General features: G+C 68.3%; 13 protein-coding genes. 6 read left to right on the top strand and 7 right to left on the bottom strand.

What is annotated here, in order from left to right:
* Positions 1-177 precede the first annotated feature (177 nt).
* Positions 178-747 (top strand): GNAT family N-acetyltransferase, encoded by a 570-nt coding sequence (locus tag LK533_RS02575; protein WP_229361198.1) that lies wholly within the window; start codon positions 178-180, stop codon positions 745-747.
* 72 nt (positions 748-819) lie between these two features.
* Here the strand turns inward: LK533_RS02575 and LK533_RS02570 are convergent, their stop codons facing one another.
* The 4 genes from LK533_RS02570 to LK533_RS02555 form a co-directional block, all read right to left on the bottom strand.
* Positions 820-2163: an ATP-binding protein gene (locus LK533_RS02570; RefSeq protein WP_229361197.1), complete on the bottom strand. Its 1344-nt coding sequence runs from the start codon at positions 2161-2163 to the stop codon at positions 820-822.
* A complete protein-coding gene (locus LK533_RS02565) occupies positions 2160-2870 on the bottom strand; it encodes a response regulator (protein ID WP_229361196.1) in 711 nt (236 codons plus the stop codon). The genes LK533_RS02570 and LK533_RS02565 overlap by 4 nt, the downstream gene beginning before the upstream one ends.
* A gap of 134 nt (positions 2871-3004) precedes the next feature.
* Complete coding sequence (locus LK533_RS02560; protein ID WP_229361195.1) at positions 3005-4675, bottom strand: MFS transporter; 1671 nt, start codon at positions 4673-4675, stop codon at positions 3005-3007.
* A gap of 70 nt (positions 4676-4745) precedes the next feature.
* On the bottom strand, positions 4746-6221 hold the full coding sequence (locus LK533_RS02555) for a DcaP family trimeric outer membrane transporter (RefSeq protein ID WP_229361194.1): 1476 nt from the start codon (positions 6219-6221) through the stop codon (positions 4746-4748).
* 143 nt (positions 6222-6364) lie between these two features.
* On the opposite strand from LK533_RS02555, the gene acs reads away from it, so the two are divergent.
* The gene (gene acs / locus LK533_RS02550) at positions 6365-8323 is read left to right on the top strand and encodes an acetate--CoA ligase (RefSeq protein ID WP_229361193.1); all 1959 of its coding nucleotides are present in this window, start codon (positions 6365-6367) and stop codon (positions 8321-8323) included.
* Complete coding sequence (locus LK533_RS02545; RefSeq protein ID WP_229361192.1) at positions 8320-8958, top strand: response regulator; 639 nt, start codon at positions 8320-8322, stop codon at positions 8956-8958. The genes acs and LK533_RS02545 overlap by 4 nt, the downstream gene beginning before the upstream one ends.
* A 7-nt stretch (positions 8959-8965) precedes the next feature.
* Here the strand turns inward: LK533_RS02545 and LK533_RS02540 are convergent, their stop codons facing one another.
* Positions 8966-9478, bottom strand: a complete 513-nt coding sequence (locus tag LK533_RS02540) for a hypothetical protein (RefSeq protein ID WP_229361191.1) — start codon at positions 9476-9478, stop codon at positions 8966-8968.
* 64 nt (positions 9479-9542) lie between these two features.
* Positions 9543-10646 (bottom strand): energy transducer TonB, encoded by a 1104-nt coding sequence (locus tag LK533_RS02535; RefSeq protein ID WP_229361190.1) that lies wholly within the window; start codon positions 10644-10646, stop codon positions 9543-9545.
* A 220-nt stretch (positions 10647-10866) separates the two neighbouring features.
* Here LK533_RS02535 and LK533_RS02530 point away from each other — a divergent pair, with 220 nt between their 5' ends.
* The 3 genes from LK533_RS02530 (at position 10867) to LK533_RS02520 (ending at position 14417) form a co-directional block, all read left to right on the top strand.
* Positions 10867-11205 (top strand): P-II family nitrogen regulator, encoded by a 339-nt coding sequence (locus tag LK533_RS02530; protein ID WP_229361188.1) that lies wholly within the window; start codon positions 10867-10869, stop codon positions 11203-11205.
* Positions 11206-11307: 102 nt separating this feature from the next.
* A complete protein-coding gene (gene glnA / locus LK533_RS02525) occupies positions 11308-12720 on the top strand; it encodes a type I glutamate--ammonia ligase (RefSeq protein WP_229361187.1) in 1413 nt (470 codons plus the stop codon).
* Between the two features lie 275 nt (positions 12721-12995).
* A complete protein-coding gene (locus LK533_RS02520; RefSeq protein ID WP_229361186.1) occupies positions 12996-14417 on the top strand; it encodes an aldehyde dehydrogenase family protein in 1422 nt (473 codons plus the stop codon).
* Positions 14418-14481: 64 nt separating this feature from the next.
* Here the strand turns inward: LK533_RS02520 and LK533_RS02515 are convergent, their stop codons facing one another.
* A complete protein-coding gene (locus LK533_RS02515) occupies positions 14482-16257 on the bottom strand; it encodes an SLC13 family permease (RefSeq protein WP_229361185.1) in 1776 nt (591 codons plus the stop codon).
* Positions 16258-16281 lie beyond the last annotated feature (24 nt).

Below are 16281 nucleotides of genomic sequence, written 5' to 3'. Positions count from 1 at the left end.
GAGCACCACGCTAAGGCGCTCCTTGCGCCAGGACAATGGCGGCGGCGGCGGAGGCGTCCATCCCATGCTGGCCGCGGGTCGCCGCATCCCCTACTTTGGTCTTGTCGGCAAGCGCGAGGGCTTGGGGCATGCTGGCGGCAGGCCCGGCGGGGCGTGCGCAACAAGGGAGATGCAAGAGTGAGCGACCAGAACAGGGAAGAGACGCCGCGGGTCGGCGCAGGACAGCCGGTGGCGGACGCCGGCCGCTGGACGGGGACGCTGACCACGCGCAGCGGCTTCACCTTTCACGTCCGCCCCGCCCGGCCGGGCGACGAGGACCAGCTCGCCGAATTCTTCCGCCATGTCTCGGAAGATGACATCCGCTTCCGCTTCCTGATCGCGCTCGACAAGGTGGGGCATGACCGGTTGGTGGCGATGACCACGATGGACCATGATCACACCCAGAACTTCCTGGCGCTCGACGACGCCGGGCAGATCCTGGCGAGCGGCATGCTCGCCGCAGATCCGCAGCTGGACCGTGGCGAGGTCGCGATCTCGATCCGCACCGACCACAAGCGCCGCGGCATCAGCTGGACGCTGCTGGAGCATATCGCCGCCTATGCCGAGGCGCGCGGCATCAGGACGCTGGAGTCGATCGAAGCGCGCGAGAACCGCGCCGCGATCGAGCTGGAGCAGGAAATGGGCTTCACCGCCCATCCGGTGGAAGGTGATCCCACGCTGGTGCTGGTCCGCCGCACGCTGGGGTGAACGGACCTAAGGCGGTCTGCGTGTGGAACCCTGGGCTCCCGCCTGCGCGGGAGCACGGGAGGCGCCCTACTCTCAGGCCGTGCAGGAGGCCGGCAGGACGATTTCCGCGCAAAGGCCGCCTTGCGGGCGGTTGGAGAGGCGGAACTGGCCGCCCTCCGCCTCGACGGAGCGGGCGACGATCGACAGGCCCAGGCCGAAGCCGACGGTGTCGCGGCTGCGTGCGGTATCCAGCCGCACGAACGGCTCCATGACCAGCGGCAGCTGATCCTCCGGAATGCCGGGGCCGTCGTCCTCGACCGACAGCACTACCGCGTCCGCGCGGGCTGTGAGCCGGACGCAGACGGTGTCGGCGTGATGCAGCGCATTGTCGACCAGGTTCACCAGCGCCCGCTTCATGCCCGAGGGCCGCAGCCGGCAGTCGAGATGATCCGGCCCCGCATAGGTCACATGGTGGCCCAGGTCGACGGCCTCATCGGCAACGGTGGCGGCGAGCACCGCCAGGTCGATCAGCACCGGCTGCTCCGGATCGCCCTCACCGCCCAGGAAGGCGAGCAGCGAAGTCACCATCGCCTCCATTTCCGCGAGATCGGAGTCGAGCGTGCGGCGCAGCTCGTCGTCCGCGACCCGCTCGGCGCGCAGCCGCAGGCGGGCGAGCGGCGTGCGCAGGTCGTGGCCGACGGCCGCGAGCGCGCGAGTGCGATCCTCGATCAGCCGGTGGATACGCGCCTGCATGCCGTTGAAGGCGGCGACCACGCGACGCACCTCGCCCGGCCCCGCCTCAGGAACATGGATCGGCGTTCCCTCGGCACCGCCGCGACCGACACGATCTGCGGCGACGGCAAGCTGCCGCATCGGCAGCAGGGTCCGCCGAACGAGCAGACCGCCGATCACGATCAGCGCGATCGCCGGGAACAACGCCAGCAGGACTCGTTCCCACGCAAGGTTGAGCGTGCGCAGCGACTCCAGCGTCCGGAAATGCAGCCAGCTGCCATCCGCCAGACGCAAGCCGCCGGTCACGACCGAGCTGCGGCCGGGCGAGGTCAGGCGGATGCGCAGGTCGGACGGGCGCAGCGACGGCTCCCAGTCCAGCACCTGCCGGCGCATGCCGTCAAGCGAGGGCGACAGGCGCGGCGGCGGCGGCAGCTCCGGGCTCCAGCGCATTTCGTAGCGGTCGGTGGTTAGCTCCGCCGCCATCGCCTCGCGCCGTTCCGGCGGGCTTTCGGCAACCAGGCGACGCGCGATCACCAGATGCTCGGCCAGGCGCCTGGCCTCGTCGTCGCGGACGGAGAACTGGCTCGCGCGCTCGTAGAGCAAGGTGCTGACGCCGAACTCCAGCACGGTGGTGAGCAACAGGATGGCGACGATGCGGCCGAGGAGGCCGAAGGAGGGCCGCACGAAATGCACGAACCGGGTCAAGCGCGCTCCACCGGCACGTTGAGCATATAGCCAACGCCCCGGACGGTGATGATCGGCGCGCTGCCGCCGGCGCCCGACAGCTTGCGACGCAGGCGGCTCACCAGCACGTCGATGCTGCGGTCCGAACTGTCGCCCAGCCGCGTGCGCGACAGCTCGATCAGCCGCTCGCGCGCGATCACGCGCTGGGCATGGTCGAGCAGGACGGCGAGCAGGTCGAACTCGGCGCCGGTGAGGTCCACCGCCGCGCCGGTGGGCGAGCGCGTCTCGCGGCGGCGCAGGTCGATCGTCCAGCCGTCGAAGCGGCGGATGCCTTCCTCCCGCGTGCCGGCGGGTTCTTCACGGCCGCCGCGGCGGAGCACCGCGCGGACGCGCGCGAGCAGTTCGCGCGTGCTGAACGGCTTGGGCAAATAGTCGTCGGCGCCGAGTTCCAGCCCGGCGACACGATCGGCCTCGCTCCCCTTGGCGCTGATGAAGATGATCGCGACGTTGCTGCGCTCCCGCAGCTGCCGGCACAGCTCGATGCCGCTGGTGCCGGGCAGCATGATGTCGAGCAGCACCAGGTCCGCAGGCTGCGCGTCGAGCGCCTGCCACATCTCTCCCGCGCCCGAGGCGGTGCGGACCAGGTAGCCGTTTTCCTGAAGGGCACGCGCGGTCAGCGTGCGAAGCGCTGCATCGTCCTCTACGAGAATGATGGTGGGAGCCGTCATGCGGGATATTGCCGAACAGAAAGGGGACGGTTCATGGCGTTTTGCCTAGGCAGCGCCCGTGCGGAGGTCAACGTGCGGGGCAAAGCAAACGGGCGGCCGCATCGCGACCGCCCGCCTGCTCCCGCCCGGATGGATCAGTCGTCGATGCTGCGCCGGAACGTCTCCGGCAGGAACAGCAGCGCAACCACCAGCGTGATCGCCGCGATCACGATCGGATACCACAGGCCGTAATAGATGTTGCCGGTGGCGGCGACCATCGCGAACGCAGTGGTCGGCAGGAAGCCACCGAACCAGCCGTTGCCGATGTGGTACGGCAGCGACATGGCGGTATAGCGGATCCGGGTGGGGAACAGCTCCACCAGCAGCGCGGCGATCGGGCCATAGGCCATGGTCACCAGCAGCACGAGCACGACCAGGATGCCGACCACCAGCGGCTTGTTGATCCGCGCGGGATCGGCAACGCCGGTGGGATATCCGGCCGCGGTCAGCGCGTCCTTCACCTCGGTGCCATAGGCCTTGATCGCATCGGCGCGGGCGGGTCCGGTCACGGTCGTCGGGTTGACCGCCGGCAGCGCCTGCCCCCCCACATGGATGCTGGCGACGGTGCCGGCAGGTGCGGCGACATTGGTGTAGGAGATGCCCGCCTTCGCCAGATAGGCCTTGGCGATGTCGCACGAGCTGCTGTCGAACTTGTTCTTGCCTACGGGGTCGAACTGGACCGAGCATTCGTTCGGGTCGGCGACGACTGCGACCGGGGTCGCCTGCTGCGCTTCATAGAGGGCCGGGTTGGCGGCGTGCGACATGCCCTGGAACAGCGGATAGTAGAGCAGCGCCGAAAGCGCGAAGCCGGTCAGCAGCACCGGCTTGCGCCCGATCTTGTCGGAGAGCCAGCCGAAGAACACGAACGCCGGGGTTGCGATCAGCAGCGCGACTGCCACCAGGATGTTGGCGGTCGCCCCTTCCACGCGCAGCGTCTTCTCCAGGAAGAACAGCGCATAAAACTGGCTGGTGTAGAAGATCACCCCCTGCCCCATCGCCGCGCCCAGCAGCGCGACCAGCACGACCTTCAGGTTGCTCCAGGTGCCGAACGCCTCGGTCAGCGGCGCCTTGGACGTTTTCCCTTCCGCCTTCATCTTCTGGAACACCGGGCTTTCGCTCATCTGCATGCGGATCCACATGGAGACGGCGAGCAGCACGATCGAGATCAGGAACGGCACCCGCCAGCCCCAGTCTGCGAACGCCGCTTCGCCGACCGCGAAGCGCGTGCCGATCACGATCAGCAGGGCCGCGAACAGGCCGAAGGTCGCGGTCGTCTGGATGAAGCTGGTGTAGAGGCCGCGCTTGTTGTTGGGTGCGTGCTCGGCGACATAGGTCGCAGCGCCGCCATATTCGCCGCCCAGCGCCAACCCCTGGAGCAGCCGCAGCACCACCAGCGCGATCGGCGCCGCGACGCCGGCGGTCGCATAGCTCGGCAGCAATCCGACGACAAAGGTCGACAGGCCCATGATGCCCATCGTGACCAGGAAGGTGTTCTTGCGCCCGACCATGTCGCCGATCCGCCCGAACACCAGCGCCCCGAACGGCCGCACCGCGAATCCGGCTGCGAACGCCGCCAGCGCAAAGATGAAGCCGGTCGTTTCGTTCACGCCCGAAAAGAACTGGGCGGTGATGATCGTCGCGAGCAGGCCGTAGAGGTAGAAGTCATACCACTCGAACACCGTGCCGAGCGAGGACGCGGCGATGACGAGTTTCTCGCCCTTGGTCGCTGCATGATGCTTGGGAACTTCCCCAGTGATCGTCGCCATTTGTGCCCCTCTCCTTCGAAGGTTGTGGGAAGCGGCGTAGCCCTTCGTCCGGGGCCACTGCCGATGGTCTTTAGAAGCTGTACTTCGCCGCGAACTCGCCGCGGTCGAGGGTGCCGCTCGCCCCGGTGATCAGCTCGCGTTCGCCGTGGCGATATTCGAAGCCGACATCGAGGTTCTTGACCGGCGAGTAGAAGAGGTTGGCGGCAGCGCTCCAGGAAGACTCGTTGCCCCCGACCGGCGCCACTCCGTCCTGGTACTTCCCCTTCTGGAAAGCGGCCATGATCGTCGAGCGCAGGTTCTCGGTCCAGCCGAGCCGCACGGCCGCAAAGCCCGCTGTCAGCGTCGGTGTGTAGAGTTGGCCGTCTGTGCCAAGCACCGCGTCCGGGATCAGGTTCAGGCCCACGTAGCGCCCGATGCCGTCGCCGTGGTTGAGCATGAAGCGCACGTCCCAGCGCTTGTCCCCGGTCAGCGGCAGTTTGCCGGCGACCGACACACCCCAGCCCGCGGCGCTGTCCGACACCGTTCCCGTGTCCACGGTGAGCTTGCGCGCCAGCCCGGCCAGCGACAGCTCCATGCCGTTCGGCATCAGCCAGTTAAGCCGCGCGGCGAGGTCGGGAAGCCGATCGGTCGCGCTGCTGACATTGGCCGCCGCCAGCGTGGTCGCATAGGAGGTATCGGGGTTCTCGACCGCCAGCGACAGCGACAGTTCGGGCGTCAGCTTCTCGGTATAGCGCAGCTGCGCCTGGCGGACGAACACCGTGCCGTCGCTCGGCCCCAGGAAGTCGGTCGTTTCCGGCAGTGCCGCGATATATTGGAAGGTCGACCATTCCTGCCCGACCAGGAACTTGTCATAGGTGAGGAAGGCGCGGCGCAGCCCCAGGTCATAGCCGTTGACGATGCGCTGGTTGCCCTGGGTGCCGGGCACCACCTGGAAATCCGCCTCGAACAGCCCCTTGAGCTCCTTGCCCGCGATCGGCGTCGCAGTGGAGATGGCGATGCGGGTCTGCTTGGCGTGCGCTTCGAAATTATTGCCGGTGCCGACGCCGCCCACCGGGATGAAGCTGGGAAAGTAGAAGTCGCGGCCGACGCTGTCGGCGGCGATGTTGCCACCGTCATAGCGCGAGAAGGCCGCCCAGGTCTTGAAGAAGCCGTTGATCCGCACCGTGGTGCCGGCGACCCTGAACCCGTCCTGTGCCGGTGCGGCAGTAGGCGGCGGTGGCGCCTTCGCCTCGGCCAGGATCGCGCGGCCGCCGGTCGGCTGCTCCGGCCCCGACTGCCCGCTGGTGCCCGGCGCCTGCGCCTGCACAACCTGCGGCTGCGCGACCGGACCGCCGCTGGCCGGGGCGCTGCTCGCGGTTGGTGCCGATCGCGCCGCGGCCAGTTCGGCGCGCAGGTCCTGCACCGCCTGTTCCAGCTGGTTGAGCCGCGCCTCCAGCTCTGCCTCGCGCTGGCTGGGGGCGCCTGCCGCCTGGGCCAGCGCCGTCCCCGGCGCAGTGAGCAGGGTCCCGGCCAGGGCGGCGCGGATGATCGCTGATCGATGCATCATCTCTCCTCGTCCCATTGGATCTTGCGTCACAGGTGGGGACCGCAGGAGAATGACGGAGATGTTCCGGCCCGCGCTAGGGCTACCAAGGTCGTGGGTGCACGCCTCGTTGCGGTGCGGTAGCCAGACGCAAAATGGAGAGGGTAATGACCGAGTCCTGCTATCCCGTCCCGGCCGAGTGGGCCGAAACGGCGCTGATCAACCAGGACCGCTATGCCGCGATGTACCAGGAGGCTGCGGCCGATCCCGACAGGTTCTGGGCGCGCGAGGCGGAGCGGCTCGACTGGACGCGCTTTCCCAAGCGCATCAAGGACACCTCGTTCGAGGAAGCCGACTTCCACATCCGCTGGTATGAGGACGGCATCCTCAACGTGGCCGAGAATTGCATCGACCGGCATGCCGCCAAGGATCCGGACCGTACCGCGATCCTGTGGGAATGCGACACGCCCGGCGAGGAGCGCAGGATCAGCTATGGTGAGCTGAAGGACGAGGTCAGCCGCCTGGCCAACGCGTTCAAGACCGCGGGCGTCAAGAAGGGCGATCGCGTCACCATCTACCTGCCGATGATCCCCGAGGCGGCCTTTGCGATGCTCGCCTGCGCGCGGATCGGCGCGGTGCATTCGATCGTGTTCGCCGGTTTCTCGCCTGACAGCCTCGCCAACCGCATCCAGGATTGCGGATCGAAGCTCGTCATCACCGCAGACGAAGGGCTGCGCGGCGGGAAGCGCGTGCCGCTGAAAGCCAATGTCGACGCCGCGCTGGCGGACGAGGCCGGCAAGATCGTCGAGACGGTGATCGTCGTGCGCCGCACCGGTGCCGGCGTGCCGATGCAGGCTGAGCGCGACTTGTGGTATGACGACGTCATGCAGGCGGAAACGACCGACTGCCCGCCCGAACCGATGGGTGCGGAAAAGCCGCTGTTCATCCTCTATACCTCCGGCTCCACCGGCAAGCCCAAGGGGGTGCTGCACACCACCGGCGGCTATCTGGTGTGGGCGTCGATGACGCATCAGTACGTCTTCGACTATCGCCCGGGGGAGGTCTTCTGGTGCGCGGCCGACGTGGGCTGGGTCACCGGCCACAGCTACATCGTCTATGGCGCGCTGGCGAACGGCGCGACGACGCTGATGTTCGAGGGCGTGCCGAATTTCCCGGATTTCTCGCGCTTCTGGCAGATCGTCGACAAGTACCAGGTGACGAGCTTCTACGCGGCGCCGACCGCGCTGCGCGCGCTGATGCGCGAGGGCGACGAATGGGTGAAGAAGACCAGCCGTGCCTCGCTGCGCGTGCTGGGATCGGTCGGCGAGCCGATCAATCCCGAAGCCTGGGAATGGTATTACCGCGTGGTCGGCGACAGCCGCTGCCCCATCGTCGACACCTGGTGGCAGACCGAAACGGGCGGCCACATGATCACTCCCCTTCCCGGCGCGACCGCGCTCAAGCCAGGCTCGGCGAGCAAGCCGCTGTTCGGCGTGCTGCCGCAGCTGGTCGATTCCGAAGGCGTCGTGCTGGAGGGGGCGACCGAGGGGAATCTGGTGATCGCCGACAGCTGGCCGGGGCAGATGCGCACCGTGTGGAACGACGCGGATCGTTTCTTCCAGACCTATTTCACGACCTATCCGGGCAAGTATTTCACCGGTGACGGCTGCCGCCGCGATGCCGACGGCTATTACTGGATCACCGGCCGCGTGGATGACGTCATCAACGTTTCCGGCCACCGCATGGGCACCGCCGAAGTCGAAAGCGCGCTGGTCGCGCACCCGAAGGTCGCCGAAGCCGCGGTGGTGGGCATGCCGCACGACGTGAAGGGTCAGGGCATCTACGCCTATGTGACCCTGAACGCCGGCGAGGAAGGCGACGTCAGCCTGCGCAAGGAGCTGATCCAGTGGGTGCGGCGGGAGATCGGGCCGATCGCCACGCCGGACGCGCTGCAGTTCACCCCCTCGCTGCCCAAGACCCGGTCCGGCAAGATCATGCGCCGCATCCTGCGCAAGATCGCCGAGAACGACTTCGGCAGCCTGGGCGATACCTCGACACTGGCCGACCCGGGTGTGGTCGACGCGCTGATCGCGGGCCGGGAGGACGCCACCAAGCTGGCGGCATGACGCAGCGCACGATCCTGGTGGCGGACGACCATCCGCTGTTCCGCCAGGCGCTGAAACTCGCGATCGGGCGGGCGGCGCCCGACGCGGCGGTGATCGAGGCGGGGCAGCTGCACGAGGCGCTGGAATGCGCGGCGGCAGCGCCCCGGCTCGACCTGGTCACGCTCGACCTTCGCATGCCGGGCGCGGACGGCTTTTCGGGCGTAGCGCAGATCCACGCCGAACGGCCGGGGACGCCGATCCTGGTGGTGTCCTCGGCCGACGCCGTCGATGCCGCCCACCGCGCGCGAGCCTATGGCGCCATCGGCTTTGTGTCGAAGACCGCCGAACTCGCCGAACTCGAACGCGCGGTCGCACGCGCGCTTGCGGGCGAGACGGACGCCCTGCCCCAGCCGGATGCGGCGACGGACACGCCCGGCGACATGGCCGCGCGCATCGCCAGCCTCACCCCAACCGAGATGAAGGTGCTGACCGGCGTCATGGCCGGCAAGCTCAACAAGCAGATCGCCTTTCAGCTCGGCGTCACCGAGCCCACGGTGAAGGGCCACATGACCGCGATCCTGCGCAAGCTGGGGGTGCTCAACCGCACCCAGGCCGTGCTCGCCGCCCGCACTCTCGACTTGGCGGTGGAGGAATAGCGGCCCGTCAGGGCACGGAGACCGGATCCTGCCGGGGATACTGCCGCATCAGCGCGGAGGCGAGCTTCGGGGCCACCTTCGCCGGCGCGTCGCCATCGCTTCCCTCCAGCTGCACGGTTGAGGCGCGGCTCGTCCACAAGGGCTCGGTGCCGCCCCGCAGCAGGATGTCGACCGCAAGATCGGTCGCGACCAGCCCGCGGATCTGGCTCTTGCCCGAGGGGAGCGGCACGAACACCTGCCCCAGCGTCGCCATCGCCGGCGGGTCCTTCGCATCCGTCGGTACGGAGCCGCGCGGCGTGCGCGTGACGGTGACGCGCGCGATGTAGCGGCTGTGGCTGTTTGCCGGCAGAGGGGTGAAGCGCGCGTCGAACAACGCGGCGGAGACCGCGTCGGTGAAGAGACGATCGGTCTCCGTCGCGTCGGCACGAACCTCTACCGCGATCGTACCGGGCGTGGGTGCGGCTGCCTGCGCCTGTGCAGACCAGGCCAGTGCCAGCAACGCGACCGTCGAAATGCTCATCCTGCTGTACCCGCATGAGGAATATCCCCTGCTGGTGGCACGAACCCGGCGGCAAGAACAGTGCTCAGGCGGGATCGTCGCCCGCCGGCAGGCCGCCATAGCCGATCTTGAACAGCACGCGCTCGACACAGCCGGTGCGGCCGGTGGCGGAGGGCGGCTTGGTCGCGGCGCCGATCACCTGGAGCGCCTGCGTGCCGAAATCCTCTGTCGGCTCGCTCGCCAGCACGCGCAGGTTGCCCAGCGCACCCCAGGGCGCGACGTCGAACGCGATCACCGCCCAGCCCTCGATCGAGCGGCGATGATAGGGCTGGGCATAGCGGAGGCGGGGCGGGTTCACCCAAGTGTCGTCGTGCGGGCAGGTGCTGCCGGTGGGGCGCATCGCGTCCTCCGCAGGCGCCTCCGGCGCCGCCACCGTGGTGGGCCCCCGCCACATCGGGTAGAGGCAGCCGGTACGCGCCCCGCCGGCAAAGCGCGACGCGCGCATCGCCTGGGCCGCGGCCCGGTCCAGCGCGGGGTCGCCGGTGCTGGACGCCACGCGGACGTGGATCGGCCGGCCTTTTCTGTCGAGGTCATAGGCCAGCATCGACCAGTGCTTCACCCCCGGCGTTCCCGGCAGCGCCAGAAAGTCGGGGAAGGCTTGCATCAGCGGCCTTGGCCGTGGCTCGACGAGGCAGGACGTGTCCGGCGGCTGGATCCGCGCCCATCCTTCCGCCGCAAGCCGTCCCGACAAGGGCGTCAACGAATAGGAGATGAGGTCGCCGACCGGCGCATCCGCGAGGGAGGTCTGGCGCAAGCTATAGGCGAGCGTGCAGTCCGCATGGGGCGCGGCGGCGGGGAAGCGGCTGACCGCGAGCGAGGGTGCGACGTCCGCGCTGCCCCAGGCAGGGCCACTGCCCTCGCGTCGGACCGACATGGGACGGCCTGTCGCATCGATGCGGAAGCGGTAGCGGAGCTCCTGGGCAGGTGCGCGCGTCCCGCTCCAGTGCAGCGCAGTCCACGGCCGCTGCAGGGTCGTCGCGGTCACCAGCGCCCCGCCGCACCGCAACTCGCCGGGCATCCAGGCGGCCAGCCTTTGGACGTTGGCGGTCGCGACAGAGGAAGGAACGGATTGCGATGCCGCCGGGTGAAACGGCGCGGCTACCGCAGCGAGCAGGAGCATCCTCTTCATGCCCGCAAGGTGCTTCGAAAACATTGCACTCGCAAGTCATTGCGCCGCCGCCACGGCTGCCCAAAAACCGGGCAGCTTCCTCCATTTTGCCGAAAAGGCGGGCAGGATCGACAGGCGCGGCCGGATGGTCGATGCTCCGCGCCGTGAGTCGTGCTCTGGCACAGTTCTTGATTGGCAGCGCGGGTGCGCGGGGCCGTTTGGCCGGGGGAATTGGGAAGGCATGAAGAAGATCGAAGCCATCATCAAGCCGTTCAAGCTGGATGAGGTGAAGGAGGCGCTGCACGAAGTGGGCGTGAGCGGCATCACCGTGACCGAGGCCAAGGGCTTTGGCCGGCAGAAGGGCCACACCGAACTCTATCGCGGTGCCGAATATGTCGTCGACTTCCTTCCCAAGGTGAAGCTGGAGGTTGTCGTTGAGGACAGCCTGGCCGACCGTGTGGTCGAGGCAATTGCCGGCGCAGCCCAGACCGGGCGCATCGGCGACGGCAAGATCTTCGTCCTTCCCGTCGAGACGGCGCTGCGCATCCGCACCGGAGAGCGTAACGAAGACGCCATCTGATCCGCATTTGACGCATTGCAGCAAGGGTTCCACCGCGGCTAATCGCAATTTGTTTGCGCGATTCGCGGGGCAGTTGTTTTTTCCAGAAAGGGCTTAGTTCCGATGGCCAATACCGCCAGCACGATCCTCGACATGATCAAGGATCAGGAGATCGAGTGGGTCGACCTCCGCTTCACCGATCCCAAGGGCAAGTGGCAGCACCTGTCGATGGTCGCGTCGATCCTGACCGAGGATGAGCTGACCGACGGCCTGATGTTCGACGGCTCCTCGATCGAGGGCTGGAAGGCGATCAACGAGTCCGACATGGTGCTCAAGCCCGACCTCGACGCCGTCTATGTCGATCCGTTCTCGGCCACGCCGATGCTGATCGTCTTCTGCGACGTGGTCGAGCCCTCGACCGGCGAGCTCTATGCGCGCGACCCGCGCTCGACCGCCAAGCGCGCCGAGGCGTACCTCAAGACCACCGGCATCGGCGACACCGTCTACGTCGGCCCCGAGGCCGAATTCTTCATGTTCGACGACGTGCGGTTCGAGAACACCTACTCGAGCAGCTACTACAAGCTGGACGACATCGAACTGCCGACCAACAGCGGCCGCGAATATGAGTCGGGCAACATGGCCCACCGTCCGCGCGCCAAAGGCGGCTATTTCCCCGTCGCGCCGGTCGACAGCGCCGTCGACATCCGCGGCGAGATGGTCTCCACCATGCTCGAAATGGGCCTGCCCTGCGACAAGCACCACCATGAGGTGGCCGCCGCGCAGCACGAGCTCGGCCTGACCTACGGCACGCTGACCACCACTGCCGACCGCATGCAGATCTACAAGTATGTCGTGCACCAGGTCGCGCATGCCTATGGCAAGACCGCGACCTTCATGCCCAAGCCGATCAAGGAAGATAACGGCTCGGGCATGCACACCCACTTCTCGATCTGGAACGGCAGCACGCCGCTGTTCGCGGGCGAGGGCTATGCCGGCCTGTCGGACACCTGCCTCTATTTCATCGGCGGCATCATCAAGCATGCCAAGGCGATCAACGCCTTCACCAACCCGACCACCAACAGCTACAAGCGACTGGTGCCGGGTTACGAGGCGCCGGTGCTGCTCGCCTATTCGGCGCGCAACCGCTCGGCGTCGTGCCGCATCCCGTACGGCACGGGTCCGAAGTCGAAGCGCGTCGAAGTCCGCTTCCCCGACGCGATGGCCAACCCCTATCTCGCCTATGCGGCGCTGATGATGGCGGGCCTCGACGGCATCCAGAACAAGATCCATCCGGGCGAAGCGATGGACAAGAACCTGTACGACCTGCCGCCGGCAGAGCTCGCCCAGGTCCCGACCGTCTGCGGTTCGCTGCGCGAGGCGCTCGACAGCCTGGAAGCCGACCACGACTTCCTGCTGAAGGGCGACGTGTTCTCGGCCGACCAGATCGAGGCCTATGTCGAGATCAAGCGCGGCGAAGTCGCCCGCTGGGAAATGACCCCGAGCCCGGTCGAGTTCGACATGTATTACTCGGCCTGATCGCGCTCGCGATCGGTACAGGAAGGGCGTCCGGAGCGATCCGGGCGCCCTTTTTGGTTGGGCCAGCTGCCTGAAGGTAGGCCTCGTTCCCCCGCGCTCCGTCCGTTCTGCTGACGCAGAAGGAGGGCCGCGGCGAGGGGAGGCGTGTCCCCTCCCCACCCCTGCTCCCGCGCAGGCGGGAGCCCAGAGCCGCAAGCGTGCGGCGACCGCTCCGGCCACGCCTGACTTGCACCCGCCGCACCATCGCGCCATCGCGGGCACCGAAAGGACCCGACATGCGCGACACCCCTCACTTCATCGACGGCAGTTGGGTCGAAAGCCTGGGCGGCCGGGCCGTGCCGGTGATCGATCCCGCCACGGGGGAGCCGTGCGCCTCGCTGACGCTGGGCACGGCCGCCGACGTGGACCGCGCCGTCGCGGCTGCGGCGCAAGCATTCGAGTCCTTCTCCCGCACGGGCGTCGCAGAGCGCGTCGCGCTACTCGAGGCGATCCTCGCGGGCTATACTCGCCGCCTGGACGGTTTCGCCGCCGCGATGACGCGCGAAGTGGGCTGCCCCGCCACCATGGCGCGGGACGCGCAGGCAATGGCCGGCGTCGATCACCTGCGCGCGACGGTCCGCGCGGCGCAGACCGTGGAGTGGGAGGAACGCCGCGGCCGCCATGCGATCCTGCGCGAGCCGATCGGGGTGGCGGCGCTGATCACCCCCTGGAACTGGCCGATGAACCAGATCGTGGCCAAGGTCGCGCCCGCGCTCGCCGCGGGCTGCACGGTCGTCCTCAAGCCGTCCGAGGAAGCGCCAGGCTGCGCCGCGATCTTTGCCGAAGTGGTGGCGGAGGCCGGCGTGCCGGCGGGCGTCTTCAACCTGGTGCAGGGCGATGGCGCGGTCGTGGGCCAGGCACTTGCCGCCCACCCCCGCGTCGACGTGGTGAGCTTCACCGGATCGACCCGTGCCGGCATCGCCGTGGCACAGGCAGCAGCGCCCACCGTCAAGCGGGTGCACCAGGAACTGGGCGGCAAGGCTCCCGCGCTGGTGCTGCCCAGCGCAGATCTGGAGATGGCCGTGCGGGCGACGGTCGGCAGCGTCACCTTTAACTCCGGGCAGAGCTGCCTTGCCCCCACTCGCCTGCTGGTGCCCGCTGCGCAGTATGACGCCGCGGTTGCCATCGCACGCCGCGCGATGGCGGAAACGCAGATTGGGGACCCGGATGTTCCGGGCAACCACATCGGACCGCTCGTCAACCGCGCGCAATGGGACCGCGTCCAGCGGCTGATCGCAGGCGCGATCGAGGAAGGCGCGACGCTGGAGGCAGGCGGCCTCGGCCACCCTCCCGAATTCGGCCGCGGCTTCTTCGTGCGGCCGACGCTTCTCTCCGGCGTCACGCCCGACATGACGATCGCGCGCGAGGAAATCTTTGGGCCGGTCGTGACGCTAATCGCCTATGCGGACGAGGATGCGGCCATCCGCATCGCCAACGACACCGACTATGGCCTCTCCGCTGTCGTGTTCGGCGCGCCCGAGGACGTCCGCCGCATCGTGCCGCGGCTGCGCGCGGGCATGGTCTATGTCAACGGCGGCATCCCCGACGCCGACATGCCGTTCGGCGGCTACAAGCGTTCGGGCAACGGCCGCGAATATGGCGCGCATGGCATCGCCGAATATCTGGAGGTGAAGTCGGTGCTTGGTGCTTATGCCTGAGCCGGATCGACGTTCCGCCTGACCCGTGATCATCTCCTCCGGTTGGGAGCAGGTCAGGGCGTGCTCAATGCACCGGCCACGCCCACAGGATCAGCGGCGTGCCGAGCAGCAGCACCAGCACCGATAGCGGCGCACCCAGCCGGGCATAGTCGCCGAAGCGATAGCCGCCGGGTCCCATCACCAGCGTGTTGCACTGGTGGCCGATCGGGGTGAGGAAGTCGCATCCTGCCCCAACCGCAGTCGCCATCAGGAACGCTTCCGGCCGGTAGCCGAGATCGCCCGCAAAGGTGGCGGCGATCGGCGCCATCACCAGCACGGTAGCCGCGTTGTTGAGGAACGGCGTCACCGCCATCGCCGCGACCAGGATCAGCGCGACGGCGCCCCAGACCGGGAGCGACGCGGCGGTGTGGGCGAGCCAGGTGCCGATGATGTCGCTCATGCCCGTGGTGCGCAGCGTGTCGCTGACGGGGATCAGCGCGCCGAGCATGACCAGGATCGGCCATTCGATGTGCGTGTAGGCGTCGCGCACCGGCAGCGCGCCGACCAGGATCACGACGGCAGCAGCGGCGAAAAAGGCGACGGCCACCGGCACCAGCCCCGTGGCGGTGGCCGCCATCGCGACCGCCAGCACGCCAAGCGGCAGCAAGCCCTTGCGCGCGTTGCCCAGCCGCAGCGAACGTTCGGCAAGCGGCAGGCAGCCGAGCATCCGCAGCCGCTCCGGCAGCAAGCCCAGCGGTCCCTGGAGCACGACCACGTCGCCGGGGCACAGCACCGTGTTGGCAAGGCGCCGCGTCAGCCGCTCGCCGCGGCGGGAGATGGCGATGAGATTCACCCCGTAGCGCGCCTGGAGCAGCATGCGCCCCGCCGTCTGCCCGACGAGCACGGAGTCGGCCCCGAGCACCGCCTCGATCACGCCGACCTCGTCGTCTTCGCTCCCCGCGGGCTTGGCTCGGTCATGTCCCTCAAGCTCCAGCAGATCGCCGGCGATCACCTGCTCCAGCGTGTCCGGGGCGCCGCCCAGGATCAGCAGGTCGCCCGAGCGCAGCTGGAGTTCCGGCCAGGGCGTGGTGCGGATACCGGCGCGCAGCACCTGCGTCACGGTGACGTCGTGGCCGTGCCGTTCGACAAAGGCGGCGATCGTCTCGCCCACCGCCTCGGAACGCTCGGAGACGCGCGCTTCGGTCACATAGTCCTGGATGTCGAGCGCCTCCCCCATGGTGGGGGCGGCGCGACGATCGCCCGGGAGCAGCCGATAGCCGAAGCGCAGGAACAACAGCCCCATCAGCGTAAGGCCAAGCCCGACCGGCAGATAGTCGAACATGGCGAACGGCTTGCCCGTCATGTCCTCCCGCACCCGGCTCACGATGATGTTCGGAGAGGTGCCGACCAGGGTCATCAGCCCGCCCAGCAGCGACGCAAACGACATCGGCATCAGCAGCGCGGAGGGCGAGCTCTTGGAGCGCTTCGCCATCTGGAACGCCGCGGGCATCAGCATCGCGAGCGCGCCGATGTTCTTGACCAGTGCCGAGGCGAAGCCGACCGACGCGCACAACACCATCAACTGCGACGGCAAGCGGGTGACGTAGCGCTGCACGATGCGCAGCAACCGCTCGATCACGCCGGACCGCTGCACCGCCCCGCTGATCACCAGCGCGGAGGCGACGATCACGACGATGTCGTCGGAAAAACCGCTGAACGCATCTTCCGGCTTCACCAGGCCAAGCGCGAGCGCGGCAAGAAGCGCGATCACGGCAGTGACGTCGTAGCGGAACTTCCCCCAGATGAAGAGCAGCATCATGCCCGTCAGCACACAGACGGACAGGATTTGTGGCGTTGTCATGCGAACGCAGGTCCCCCAGCAACC

It is taken from the genome of Sphingomonas sp. PL-96 (assembly GCF_020707215.1).
Lineage (GTDB): Bacteria > Pseudomonadota > Alphaproteobacteria > Sphingomonadales > Sphingomonadaceae > Sphingomonas.
This window is presented reverse-complemented; position numbering and strand designations above follow the sequence as displayed.

Excerpts from the sequence above, each read along its gene's own strand:
- LK533_RS02535 (WP_229361190.1), bottom strand. The coding sequence starts at position 10,646 with ATGAAGAGGATGCTCCTGCTCGCTGCGGTAGCCGCGCCGTTTCACCCG.
- LK533_RS02540 (WP_229361191.1), bottom strand. The coding sequence starts at position 9,478 with ATGAGCATTTCGACGGTCGCGTTGCTGGCACTGGCCTGGTCTGCACAG.
- LK533_RS02560 (WP_229361195.1), bottom strand. The coding sequence starts at position 4,675 with ATGGCGACGATCACTGGGGAAGTTCCCAAGCATCATGCAGCGACCAAG.
- glnA (WP_229361187.1), top strand. The coding sequence starts at position 11,308 with ATGGCCAATACCGCCAGCACGATCCTCGACATGATCAAGGATCAGGAG.
- LK533_RS02545 (WP_229361192.1), top strand. The coding sequence starts at position 8,320 with ATGACGCAGCGCACGATCCTGGTGGCGGACGACCATCCGCTGTTCCGC.
- LK533_RS02515 (WP_229361185.1), bottom strand. The coding sequence starts at position 16,257 with ATGACAACGCCACAAATCCTGTCCGTCTGTGTGCTGACGGGCATGATG.
- LK533_RS02565 (WP_229361196.1), bottom strand. The coding sequence starts at position 2,870 with ATGACGGCTCCCACCATCATTCTCGTAGAGGACGATGCAGCGCTTCGC.
- LK533_RS02555 (WP_229361194.1), bottom strand. The coding sequence starts at position 6,221 with ATGATGCATCGATCAGCGATCATCCGCGCCGCCCTGGCCGGGACCCTG.
- LK533_RS02530 (WP_229361188.1), top strand. The coding sequence starts at position 10,867 with ATGAAGAAGATCGAAGCCATCATCAAGCCGTTCAAGCTGGATGAGGTG.
- acs (WP_229361193.1), top strand. The coding sequence starts at position 6,365 with ATGACCGAGTCCTGCTATCCCGTCCCGGCCGAGTGGGCCGAAACGGCG.
- LK533_RS02520 (WP_229361186.1), top strand. The coding sequence starts at position 12,996 with ATGCGCGACACCCCTCACTTCATCGACGGCAGTTGGGTCGAAAGCCTG.